Here is an 11,491-nt window from a genome sequence, read left to right as displayed (position 1 = left end):
TCGATGAGCTTTAGATCCCTCATCCGTATCCGCCTTCCCTGGTTCAAGCAAGGCTTCCAAAATAATTACTGTACGGCACAAACGCCTTAAGTACTTCTTCCACGCGCTTGATCCGCTCCTCCAGCGATCCCCGCAACGGGATGTAAGGGATTCTGCGCTCCTTCAAATCGGCGATAATCTGCTTGTGGAACACTTGCCGCTTCTGGTCCCCGCTGCGGTCCCACGTATCGTCGTATGGAATATCGTCTTCGCACAGGAAAAAGAGGTCGTATCTGCCGGCGTTCTCCAGCGCCAGCCGGGTCAGCTGCTCCGGGGCCCGGCCGTGATAATCCAGGGCATACATATACGTCGTAATGGCGTTCGTGTCCACGAATAGATACCGGTTCGCTTCCAGGAGCGCCTTCTCCTCACGCTCGATATGCCCCATCGCGATCTCGTCAAAGGCATCAAGGCCGATCCGCCGGTCCACCTGATGCTCCGTCCAATAATCCCGTCCGTATTCGCTGGCATACGTCGTGTTGTATTTGCTGGCCAGCGCCTCCGTCAGCGTCGATTTGCCGGTCGACATCGCCCCTACGAAGACGACCTTCGTAATGAGATCACGGTATACGAGGTCGCTTACAAATGGCCGGTGCTTATACGGGGCTTCCCGGATCATCGTCGCCGAAATCGGCACCACGCTTCTCGCCTCATCGACGCGCCGGTCCACGGCGCCGAGGGCCTTGCTCATGTGCTCGCCGTAAAACTCGCTGGAATAGAAATGCGTGACCTGCTCGCCGTCAAGCAGCCCCAGAATATACTGCTCCTCCCGGATTTCATGCTCCCGGTCATTCGAATAGCCGTCCGGACCATCCCACGCTTCGATCACCCTGACGCCCGGATACAGCTTCCGGATCCAGCCGGCGCGGATATGCAGCGGAATGGTCGTGACCGTCGTGTCGTAAATGACCACGATCAGTTCATCCACTTCTTTCAGTGCCGTCTCCACCATGTATTGATGCCCTTTATGAAAAGGGGCGAATTTCCCCAAGGTCAGTCCCCGTTTTTTCATCTCGGTAAGCCTCCTTTGCCCCTTTGTTCCAGGTGTAATAGCCATACGCCGCATTGATGAGGTACGCGCTCCACATGACGATCATGAGCAGTCCGTCATGGCTGCCGTCCAAGGTGCGCAGCACCCACAGCAGCACGGTAAAAGCATTCAGCACGATATACACCAGCCACTGTTCTTTATAACGCCATACCATCAGGAAGGTTGCGACGATCGATAACACATTGGTGATCGCATCGATATACGGCGAGTTCTGGGTCGGTATAAGCGACAGGAAAAAACCGATGATCACGCTGCCGAGCACGCAGGCGGCTCCGGTCAGCAGAACACCCCGGAGATGCATACGTCGCATCTCTAGTTTGCCGCCATCCTGATGCCTCCGCCATAAGATGAAACCGACCACGTTCATCGGAACAAAGAACAGCAGATTCAGCAGCATCTCCCCATAAATTCCGTTCGTATAAGCCAGGTAAGCATACCCGAACGTGTTGTACATGCCGAACACATAACTCATCAGGTTGCCCTTCGCCGCCAGCACCACGCAGAGCACGCCGGTCAAAAACACGGTAAAACCGAACAGGCTGTCCCTCATGATCAACGTCAGTACGACCGCAATGCCGCAAAATAATCCGAGCCATACCATCTCGTATGCGCTCCAGCCTTTAAACCACTTTCCCATTGCCCATCCCCCCAGCTGCTCCATTACTTCATCACAAATCACCGTGACTGATGACGGTAATGTTTTTTAATAATATCAAATTGATATTATCAATTCGTTGTTTAAATATTAACAGGATGGTTCCCTGTAAGCAATGGTTTTTTTGAAAAAACAAAAAAAAGGGCCCCGGCATAAATCCCGGGACCCTTGTTCCTCTGATCAGACTGAGCTTATTGACCGCTTCCGCCCCACAGCTCGACTCTTTCCTTGATCAGTTCCGTATATTGTTCTTCGATATCCTTAGCACCTGCAGCATCCAGCTCTTTCAGCATGTTGTCATAAATGCTGTCGAACTGTTCCGGTTTCGCCAGGATGGCTTCCGGAATCCGTTTGCGGATAATATCCTGCGTTTTTTGGTAGATGACGTTGTAATTGCCGTCCTGAGGAGTCGCCATGTTGTAGGCTGCGCCCCAAGGCTTGACAGGGAAATCTTTTTCAGACGGGAACAGGTCTTTCCAGGTCGTTGCGCCGTACGCTTTCAGGGTGTCTTTCTCCGGCTGCGTATAGGAAGCAACGATTTGATCCGGGAAGTTCGTCGTGTAGTAGTTGCCGGATGGATCTTTCACGCCGTCGCCGTAATGAGCGGAGAAGGTCGTGTACAGTCCGATGCCGGACGTTTTCGTAAAGTTGGTGTTATCGTTGACTTTCTTGTCCTGTACATCATCAGGTATGACGCGCTTGCCGTCAACCATATTGTAGTGCTTGCCTTCGATACCCCAGTTGAGCAATACTTGGCCTTCGTCCGAAGCAAGGTAATCAAGGAATTTGATCAGACGAACCGGATCTTTACAAGCCGTTGTAATGCCTACGCCCCAGCCGGCTACAAATCCTGTATCCTGGAAGGAATGGTCTTTGTATTCATCACTCAGCGTTACAGGGAAGTGAGCGTAAGTGCGGTCCGCTTTGCCTGCGGTTTTAAGCGCATTCTCGGCATCGGAGTATCCCCACTCTTGGTCGATCAGACCCAGAACGCGGCCGCTGGCGATCTTGGATTTATATTGGTCGCTCTTTTGCACGAACGTATCCTTATCCAGCAGACCCACATTGTACATATGGTTCAGCCAGCGGAAGTATTCTTTCTCTTCCGGACGCTTGTAGTGCAGCTGAGCTTCGTTGGTTTCTGGGTTAATGAAGTACTCGCCATCATCCGGAGCGCCTGTCGTTAGGAAGGCCGGGTTCGTTACGGTGATCATGATTCTCCAGTCATCCGCGTCCAGCGTCAGTGGAATCGTCGGCTTGCCGTCGATCGTTGGATGTTTGTCTTTATACTGCTGGAGAACGTTTTCAAAATCCTTAACGGTTTTCACTTCCGGATAGCCAAGCTCTTTCAGCACGGCATTCTGGATTTCAAATCCGCCGCCGGCGTCAAAGTACTGTTGATCCACCGCTCCGTTCGTCGGAAGCACATAGATGGATTTGTCTTCATTGCTGTACGGCAGACGGTTCATGTACTTGCCATATACCTTCTTGAGGTTCGGTGCGTACTTGTCGATCAGGTCGGTCAGGTCGATCATCGCGCCGGCTTCGACCAGTTTGTCGACGTCGCCTTTGGCGAAAATCAAATCAGGATAGTCGCCGCTCGCGGCCATTAAAGAAATTTTATCTGTTCCTGCGCCGGATACGGCATATTCCGCGTTGATGGTTACGCCAGTTTTCTTCGTGATTTCTTTACCGACTTCATCCTGCATCTTGTTCCAGTTCGGGCTGGCGTCAGCGCCAAAGAACGAGAACGTGATCGGGCTCGTATCGTCAGCTTTCGCATCCTGCGCCGCATTGGAAGACGAGCTTCCGGAATCGGCGGACTTACTGTCGCCCCCTGAGCTGCTGCAGCCTGCGGAAACGAGCAGCATACTGGCGAGGAGCAGCATTCCAAACTTCTTCTTTGTGTTTCCCTTCATGTGAATCATATCCCCCTTCATTACTAATGGAATAACTTCGTGCTGCATTCAAGAGCCGGCATTGCATCAGCGCCTAACCGCGCCGACACCGCCAAATGTTGTGCCGAAACCTAGATGTATACGTTTGCAAAACTCGGATAACTTAACTTCCTCACTTCAGCATCTCTGGTTTCTTCTTCGACTCCACCTCTTTGTTAAAACGTTTTCGAAAACAGCTTGTAGGGAAAATGTGTAATGAAAGTGCTTTCATATTTGAATCATAAAAGATTTAAAATCGACTGTCAAGTCATTTTTATACATATTATAAAAATTAATTTTCGAGTACAATTCGATCAATAATTAACGCAAAAATACTGATATAACAGTCTATTTTCCCTTATTATATTATATAGGTATAAAGACAACAAAAGTCATAAAAATCCATCAGAAATAGGACCTACTGCTATGAGCAGGCCCTATTGGATGAACTTTATGCCATTTTTTAAAATTTCGGATTACTTCGCTTCGGTCGTTCCGCCCCACAGCTCGACACGGTCTTTGACCAACTCGGTGTACTGCTGTTCCATTTTTTCCGCACCGGCCGCGTTCAGTTCCTTGATCATGTTGTCATAGACTGCGTCGAATTTCTCCGGCGTGGTCAGAATGGCTTCCGGAATGCGCTTGCGGATAATGTCCTGCGTTTTCTGGTACATTACGGTATAATCAGAACCCTCTTCAACCGAAATGTTATACGCTGCTCCCCATGGCTTAACCGGGAAATCCTTCTCGGAAGGGAACAGGTCCTTCCAGGTCGTAGCGCCGTAAGCTTTCAGCGTTTCTTTCTCGGCTTGCGTGTAGCTGGCTACGATTTGATCCGGGAAGTTTGTTGTATAGTAGCTGCCGGATGGATCTTTCACGCCGTCACCATAGTGAGCGGAGAAGGTCGTGTACAGGCCGATGCCCGATGTTTTCGTAAAGTTGGAAGCGTCTTTGATTTTCTTATCCTGAATTTCTTGAGGAATGACGCGCTTGCCATCCACAACATTGTAGTGCTTGCCTTCAATGCCCCAGTTGATCAATACTTGCCCTTCGTCGGAAGCGAGCCAATCCAGGAATTTAATCGCCCGAACCGGATCCTTACAGTTGTTCGTGATGCCGATGCCCCATCCGGATGTAAAGCCTGTGTCCTGGAAGGAGTGATCCTTATATTCTTCGGACAAGGTTACCGGCAAGTGAGCGTAAGTTCTTTCATCCTTGCCAGCAGATTTCAGCGCGTTCTCAGCGTCGGAATAACCCCATTCCTGGTCGATCAGGCCAAGCACGCGTCCGCTCGAAATTTTGGACTTGTACTGGTCGCTCTTCTGCACAAACGTTTCCTTATCCAGCAGGCCTTCGTTGTACATATGGTTCAGCCAGCGGAAGTACTCTTTTTCCTCCGGACGTTTGTAGTGCAGCTGAGCCTCATAGGTTTGCGGATTGATGAAATACTCGCCGTCGTCCGGTGCTCCCGTTGCGAGGAACGCCGGGTTCGTTACGGTGATCATGATTCTCCAGTCGTCCGCATCCAGCGTTAACGGAATGGTTGGCTGGCCGTCAATCGTCGGATGCTTCTCTTTATAAGCCTTCAGCACATTTTCAAAATCTTTGAGGGTTTTTACTTCCGGATATCCCAGCTCTTTCAGCACGGCATTCTGGATTTCAAAGCCGCCGCCGGCGTCAAAATACTGCTGGTTCACCGCCGCATTGGTCGGCAGCACATAGATGGCTTGGTCATCATTGCTGTACTTCAGACGGTCCATGTAGTCGCCATATACCTTCTTCAGGTTTGGCGCGTACTTGTCGATCAGATCGGTCAGGTCGAGCATCGCGCCGGCATCCACCAGCTTGTTGACATCGCCTTTCGCAAAGATCAGGTCCGGATAGTCGCCGCTGGCAGCCATCAGGGAAATTTTATCCTGCCCGCCGCCGGATACGGCATACTCGGCATTGATTGTAACCCCTGTCTTCGCTGTAATTTCCTTGCCGACTTCATCCTGCATTTTGTTCCAGTTCGGACTCGCATCCGCACCGAAAAAACTAAAGGTGATTGGCGAAGTCGTATCGCCTGTATCTTTGGCCGCGGTATCCTCCTTGCCTCCGCCGCAGCCCGCAACCGCTAGCATCGATGCGATAATCAGAGAAATCGCGGTTACCTTGAACGCTTTCTTAGGCATTGCGTAAACCCTCCCCATGGTGTCTAATCTTTTTCTTTATCTATTTTGTATAACAGGCTGGCCTGCTGATACCTCTATATGAGAATTCGATTATTGAAAAAGCTGCTTCTTACGATTTGACTGCGCCCAGCGTCATCCCGCTGACAAAATACTTCTGCAGGAACGGATAAACGATCAGGATCGGTACGGTCACGACGATGGTAATGGCCATCTTGATCGATTCTGGCGAAATCTGGGCCATTTGTTTGGCCATGTCGTTGGCGTTGATCGCTCCGCCGCCCTGCTGCGTGCTTTGCAGCACCTTCATCAGCTCGTACTGCAGGGTGGTCCAGGTGCTGTTGCTGCCGTTGTACAGGTACGTATCGAACCAGGAGTTCCACTGACCTACGGCGAGGAACAGCGCGATCGTCGCAAGAACCGGTTTACAAAGCGGCAGGATAATGCGCCAGTATACCGTGAAATCGTTGGCTCCGTCCAGCTTGGCCGATTCCTGAAGGGCATAAGGCAAGCCGTCGATAAAGGAACGGACGATAAACACGTTGAATGCACTGACGAGACCCGGCAGAACATATACCCAGAACGTGCCGATCAGGTTCAGGTCGCGCATCAGGATGTATCCCGGGATCAGGCCGCCGGAGAAGTACATCGTCATCGCCAGGAACGTCGATACGAATTTCCGGGCCTGGAAATCAGGCCGGCTGAGCGTATAGGCCAGCATCGATGCGCTGAGCAGTCCCAGAACAGCACCGACGATCGTACGCAAAATGGAAATTTTCAAGCCTTGAAGCAAGGTGTCATAAGCAAATATCGTCTTATAGTTTTCAAATGTGAACGCACGCGGCCAGATGGTAATGCCTCCGCGTACCGTATCGATGGAATCGTTCAGCGATATGGCGAGCACGTTCAGGAACGGATACAGGGTAACGATCAGCACGATCGCCATGAAGATGGTGTTGCATATATCGAAGATCTTTTCGGATCTGGTCGCATTAAACGCTTTGTTTGGCATCTCGACTTCTCGCCTCCTACATAATGCTTTCTTTCGTAACCTTTTTGAAAATGCCGTTAGCCGCAAACAACAGGATGATGCTGACTACGGAGTTGAATATGCCGATGGCGGTACCGTATGAGAACCTGCCCATATTCAGACCGTAATTCAGTGCGTACAGATCGAGAACTTCCGAGTAATCCGTCACCAGGTTGTTGCCCAGCAGGAACTGTTTCTCGAATCCGATGCTGATCAAGTGGCCAATCGACATAATCAGGAGTACCGAGATCGTCGAGCGGATGCCCGGCAGCGTAATGTGCCACATCTGTCTCCAGCGGCTCGCGCCGTCAACGCGGGATGCTTCGTACAGCTCCGGATCGATGCCTGTAATCGCTGCCAAATAGATGATCGTATTCCAGCCTGTTTCCTTCCACACGTCGGAACCGGTTACAATGTACCAGAACCAGCTCCCCTTCGCCATGAACTGTATAGGCTCGTCCGTGAGATGGAGCGCCATGAGAATTTGGTTGACCGCGCCGCCGTCAATCGAAAGCATTTTCGTCACAATACCTGCTACGACGACCCACGATACAAAGTGCGGCAGGTAAGAAACCGTCTGCACGAACCGCTTGAAGAACATGCCCCGCAGTTCATTGAGCAGAATCGCGAAGAAGATCGGAACCACGAATCCCAGAATGAGACTCATGAAGCTCATCGCCAGCGTATTTCGCAGGACCAGATAAAACCGGTCATCATGGAACAGCTCTTGAAAATATTTAAATCCTACCCATTTTTGCTCGGAGAAGGATCTGGCCGGTTTGTAGTTTTGAAAGGCCATCGTCCAACCCCAAAGCGGCAGGTAACTGAACACGAACACCCAAATGACAAAAGGGAGCGACATTAAATATAAATATTTTTGCTGGAGCATCGTACTCCAGAAGCCGCCTTTTCGTTTGGGCTTTGGTGCTTTGGTAGCAGTATCTTGACCGCCGCGGGGAATGGTGTTAGGTGTGAGCGCTTCCATTCAATAACCCCTCCTCTAATTGATACCTTCATCTTACTAAATGAAGCGCTTATAAAAATACCCATCGGATTTCACCTAAAATCATATAAAAATTAGATATAACGCTTTCATGATCGAAAAATAACATAACTTTTTCATAAAAATCCCCCTAAAAATCTAATTTTCAGGGGAAAATTCGCCTCGAAAACGTTTTTGGTCATCCGCACAACCGAACATGTCCCGCAAATCATGAAAGTCAAGTATCTACTCGGACGGCTCCTTTTTCCGGAAAGACGACGGAGACGCTCCCACGTACTTCTTGAATTTGCTATGAAAATAGTCTACATTCGCATATCCGACGCATGCCGCTACTTGATGCACCTTTAGTCCCTGGGATAGCAGCTCTTTCGCATGCTCAATCCGTACGTTGTCGAGGAAAGCATTGAAGTTTTCGCCCGTGTAATTTTTGAACATTTTCCCCAAATAAGCGCTATTGTAATTAAACACCTGGGCCAGCAGCTCCAGCTTCAGGTTTTCCTTATAGTTCCGGTGAATAAAATCGATCATTTGCTTCAGCACGGCATCTTTGCTACCGCCGCCAATCCGTTCGATCAGGCTGCTCAAATGGGCGACCGATACCGCTCTAAGCTGCTCCCATGTCGGCTGGCGGAAAACCTCCGTATTAAACAGCGGCGCATCCTGCAGCAGCGGATACAAGGCCTGGTTCTGTCCCGACAGCTTGTTGATGGCCATCGTCAATATATGGGTCACCGCCGACTTCACGGTCTGCTCGCCCTGACCGACACCGACGACCCGCTCCTGCAGCTCGTCAAAGAAGCGGCCGATGGATTCCATGCTGCGGATGTCCAGCGCGTAGTACAGCATATCCGACAATTCGATTTCTCCGGATGGATCGAGCGGCGCTTTCTCCGGGTACTCCTCGGCCATTCGAGCCAAATCCCCGGGCAGCATCAAGCGCTCTTCATGGAATAGAAAACGATGGTGCAGCAGCTCGGCGGCCTCCGTATACGATTGCCCAATGAGCGAAATATCGGCGACGGCTCCCCCGGCAGCGGCAAACCATCCCTTGTTGTCCGGCAGCAGGGCACTCCATTCCGTATAGCAGCGGGAAGCCTCGTCTTCCCGGGACACTCCTCTGTCCCATAGCACAGCCGCGAAGGGCCCCGCTGGAAACACAATGACGCGCTCCGCGTCGCCAAAATGGTTCGACAGCTTCCGTCGCAAGGAAGCCATGGGCGCATCGTCCGCCGATCCATGGATTTCGAGCAGGACGATCTGATACCTCGGCCAGTCCAAGCCCAACTGCATCACTACCGCTGGATCCCGAAGGGCTTCTTCCTGCAGCAGATAGGATTCAAGCAGGTGCTCACGGAAAACATGATCCTCTTCCATGGAACGGTGGGATTGTTTCTCCCGTGTCAGCATGGCACCGATCCGCTGCAGCTCCTCCCCGAGCTCATCCTCATCCAGCGGCTTCAGTAAGTATCCGTTTACGCCGTAGCCGATCGCCCGCTTGGCATAATCAAAATCGGCATATCCGCTCAAGATTAGAAAATGCGTCGAGATCATGGCCGCCCGGGCCTCTTCGATGACTTCCAGGCCGGTCATGCCCGGCATGCGGATATCGATGATGGTCAGATCGGGCCTCAGCTCTTTAATTTTATCCAGCCCATCCCGGCCGTTCGCTGCCGTATCTACCACCGTAAACCCGAAGCTCTCCCAGTCGATAATCGTCTTGAGGCCTTCGCGGATCATCGGTTCGTCATCCACAATCAAAACGTTAAACATGCATTTCTCCCCCTGTTGGTATCATGAATTCCATCTTGGTTCCCTGTCCCGGGATGCTCGTAATATGCAGTCCGAAGTCGTCTCCATAGGTTAGCTTAATTCGCTGATGGATGTTCCGCAAGCCGATGCGGTTGCCTTCCTCCTCTTCCGCATCCAGCGTCGACAGCACAAACTGCTTCCGCTCCTCCGACATGCCGGCCCCATTATCGATAACCTCGACATGCAGCATATCTTCCTTCATGGAGCAGCGCACGCGCAGCATTCCGTCCACTTCCTTGCACTCCAGGCCATGGATAATGGCATTCTCCACCAGCGGCTGAATGATCAGCGGCGGCAGCAGCACCCGTTCGGTCTCCGGCTCGACAATCAGCTCGTAATTCAAGCGATCCTCATAGCGGAACTTCTGGATTTCCAAATACGCGCGGACAATCTCCATTTCCTCTTTCAGCGTTTTTTTGACACTGCCGATTTCGAGGTTTTTACGCATCAGCTTGCCCAGCAGCCGCACGATGTTGGCGATCTCTTTCTCCCCGTTCAAATGCGCCTTCATCCGGATCGATTCCAGAGCGTTGAACAAAAAGTGCGGATTGATCTGGCTGGCCATCATTTTGAGCTTGATTTCCTTTTGCGCAACCTCGAGCTTAGTGTTCTTCTCATTGCTCTCATACACCTGGTTCAGCAGGTCGTTGATGCTTCGGACCATATAATTGAACTGGCGGGAGAGCTGCCCGATTTCGTCGTTGCCGTCCAGGAAGGAAATTGTGTCGAAGTTCCCCCGGGCCACCTTGTTCAGCTGTCTGCTCAAGTGCAGAAGCCGGTTGGTCGTCAGCTTGGATACGACGAATATCAGCGTGAGCGCCAGAATCAGCACGCCGATCACCAGCGCCATGCCGATCCATCCGACCTTTTTGGCGTCCTGGACAATGCCCTGGGTCGAAAAGACCGATACGACGCTGAGCCCGTTCAAACTCGTCTGCGGGGTCAGCTTGTCCACGATAATGTTGGAGGAGACCCCGTTGACGCGCCGGCTGATCGTCTGTTCCGGTCCTTGGTGCATATCGATGTTCAAATCCAGCTGTTTCAGCGTTTTACCGACGTTCTGTGGATTTTTGGCGGCCACGATGTATCCGCTGTCATCCGCGATGAGCGTATTAAACGTTTCCTTGCTTAGGATCGAGTTCAGCATGCTCTGGTTGAGCGTAATGACCAGCACTCCCGGGGTTCGGTAATCCTTGAACTTGATCCGGCGCACCAGGCTCAGCTTCTTCTCGTTGCCGATGTCGCTGCCCTCCATAAAGAACCAGCCGATCCGCGGGTTGTTCATGGCCGTTTGGAACCATTCTTCGCCCTCGATTTTGGCGGTAACGTTAATAAACTGGGTGTTGTTGATCATCGTCTTGTTGTAATGGTAGAAGCGGACGTTGCTGATCTCGTTATAGAGCCGCGGAAGCTCATCAAAATCGTTGTACTTCGAATAGGCCTGAACCATTTGCAGAATGGTCGTGTAATTCGTATTGACCAAGTCCTTCAGATTATCGTCCAGGTACAGCTTGTTGGAAATCGAGATCGGAACGGACAGCATGGTGGACAGCTGGCTCTTGATTTTATCCACATCGTTGGATGTCTGCTCTATGGCATTGTTCAGTGCATCCTGTCTGAAATAGGCGGTTATGATGCCCCCCACGATCAGCACGGGGATCATGACGACGAACAGGTAGGAAAAGATCAATTTATTCCGGATCCTCATGTTGTTGGTAGCTTGCACAAAGTACTTCCACATGGTAACGCAGTCACCGCCCGCAAAAATATAAAACGCTTTCGTAAATAGGAAACTA

The 11,491-nt window shown here is 51.3% G+C and carries 8 protein-coding genes; all 8 read right to left on the bottom strand.

The genetic code is table 11. The features are described 5' to 3' along the window. Positions 1-43: 43 nt before the first annotated feature. Positions 44-1,051 (bottom strand): AAA family ATPase, encoded by a 1,008-nt coding sequence (locus CJP46_RS10950; RefSeq protein WP_094595627.1) that lies wholly within the window; start codon positions 1,049-1,051, stop codon positions 44-46. Beyond that, the gene (gene pnuC, locus CJP46_RS10945; RefSeq protein ID WP_094595626.1) at positions 1,005-1,727 is read right to left on the bottom strand and encodes a nicotinamide riboside transporter PnuC; all 723 of its coding nucleotides are present in this window, start codon (positions 1,725-1,727) and stop codon (positions 1,005-1,007) included. The genes CJP46_RS10950 and pnuC overlap by 47 nt, the downstream gene beginning before the upstream one ends. Before the next feature lie 209 nt (positions 1,728-1,936). Further along, on the bottom strand, positions 1,937-3,664 hold the full coding sequence (locus CJP46_RS10940; RefSeq protein WP_094595625.1) for an ABC transporter substrate-binding protein: 1,728 nt from the start codon (positions 3,662-3,664) through the stop codon (positions 1,937-1,939). A gap of 494 nt (positions 3,665-4,158) precedes the next feature. Further along, the gene (locus tag CJP46_RS10935) at positions 4,159-5,856 is read right to left on the bottom strand and encodes an ABC transporter substrate-binding protein (protein WP_094595624.1); all 1,698 of its coding nucleotides are present in this window, start codon (positions 5,854-5,856) and stop codon (positions 4,159-4,161) included. Between the two features lie 109 nt (positions 5,857-5,965). Then, entirely contained in the window at positions 5,966-6,865 is a 900-nt protein-coding gene (locus CJP46_RS10930) for a carbohydrate ABC transporter permease (RefSeq protein WP_094595623.1), read from the bottom strand. Between the two features lie 16 nt (positions 6,866-6,881). Further along, on the bottom strand, positions 6,882-7,868 hold the full coding sequence (locus CJP46_RS10925) for an ABC transporter permease (RefSeq protein WP_094595622.1): 987 nt from the start codon (positions 7,866-7,868) through the stop codon (positions 6,882-6,884). Between the two features lie 243 nt (positions 7,869-8,111). Further along, positions 8,112-9,656, bottom strand: coding sequence for a response regulator transcription factor (locus tag CJP46_RS10920; RefSeq protein ID WP_094595621.1), 1,545 nt, complete (start codon positions 9,654-9,656; stop codon positions 8,112-8,114). Then, complete coding sequence (locus CJP46_RS10915; RefSeq protein WP_094595620.1) at positions 9,649-11,436, bottom strand: sensor histidine kinase; 1,788 nt, start codon at positions 11,434-11,436, stop codon at positions 9,649-9,651. Before CJP46_RS10915 ends, CJP46_RS10920 begins: the two co-directional genes overlap by 8 nt. Between the last annotated feature and the right edge of the window lie 55 nt (positions 11,437-11,491).

Origin of the sequence: Paenibacillus sp. XY044 (assembly GCF_002257645.1) — a bacterium.
Taxonomy (GTDB): domain Bacteria; phylum Bacillota; class Bacilli; order Paenibacillales; family Paenibacillaceae; genus Paenibacillus_AQ.
This window is presented reverse-complemented; position numbering and strand designations above follow the sequence as displayed.

Excerpts from the sequence above, each read along its gene's own strand:
- CJP46_RS10935 (WP_094595624.1), bottom strand. The coding sequence starts at position 5,856 with ATGCCTAAGAAAGCGTTCAAGGTAACCGCGATTTCTCTGATTATCGCA.
- CJP46_RS10940 (WP_094595625.1), bottom strand. The coding sequence starts at position 3,664 with ATGAAGGGAAACACAAAGAAGAAGTTTGGAATGCTGCTCCTCGCCAGT.
- CJP46_RS10930 (WP_094595623.1), bottom strand. The coding sequence starts at position 6,865 with ATGCCAAACAAAGCGTTTAATGCGACCAGATCCGAAAAGATCTTCGAT.
- CJP46_RS10925 (WP_094595622.1), bottom strand. The coding sequence starts at position 7,868 with ATGGAAGCGCTCACACCTAACACCATTCCCCGCGGCGGTCAAGATACT.
- CJP46_RS10950 (WP_094595627.1), bottom strand. The coding sequence starts at position 1,051 with ATGAAAAAACGGGGACTGACCTTGGGGAAATTCGCCCCTTTTCATAAA.
- CJP46_RS10920 (WP_094595621.1), bottom strand. The coding sequence starts at position 9,656 with ATGTTTAACGTTTTGATTGTGGATGACGAACCGATGATCCGCGAAGGC.
- pnuC (WP_094595626.1), bottom strand. The coding sequence starts at position 1,727 with ATGGGAAAGTGGTTTAAAGGCTGGAGCGCATACGAGATGGTATGGCTC.
- CJP46_RS10915 (WP_094595620.1), bottom strand. The coding sequence starts at position 11,436 with ATGTGGAAGTACTTTGTGCAAGCTACCAACAACATGAGGATCCGGAAT.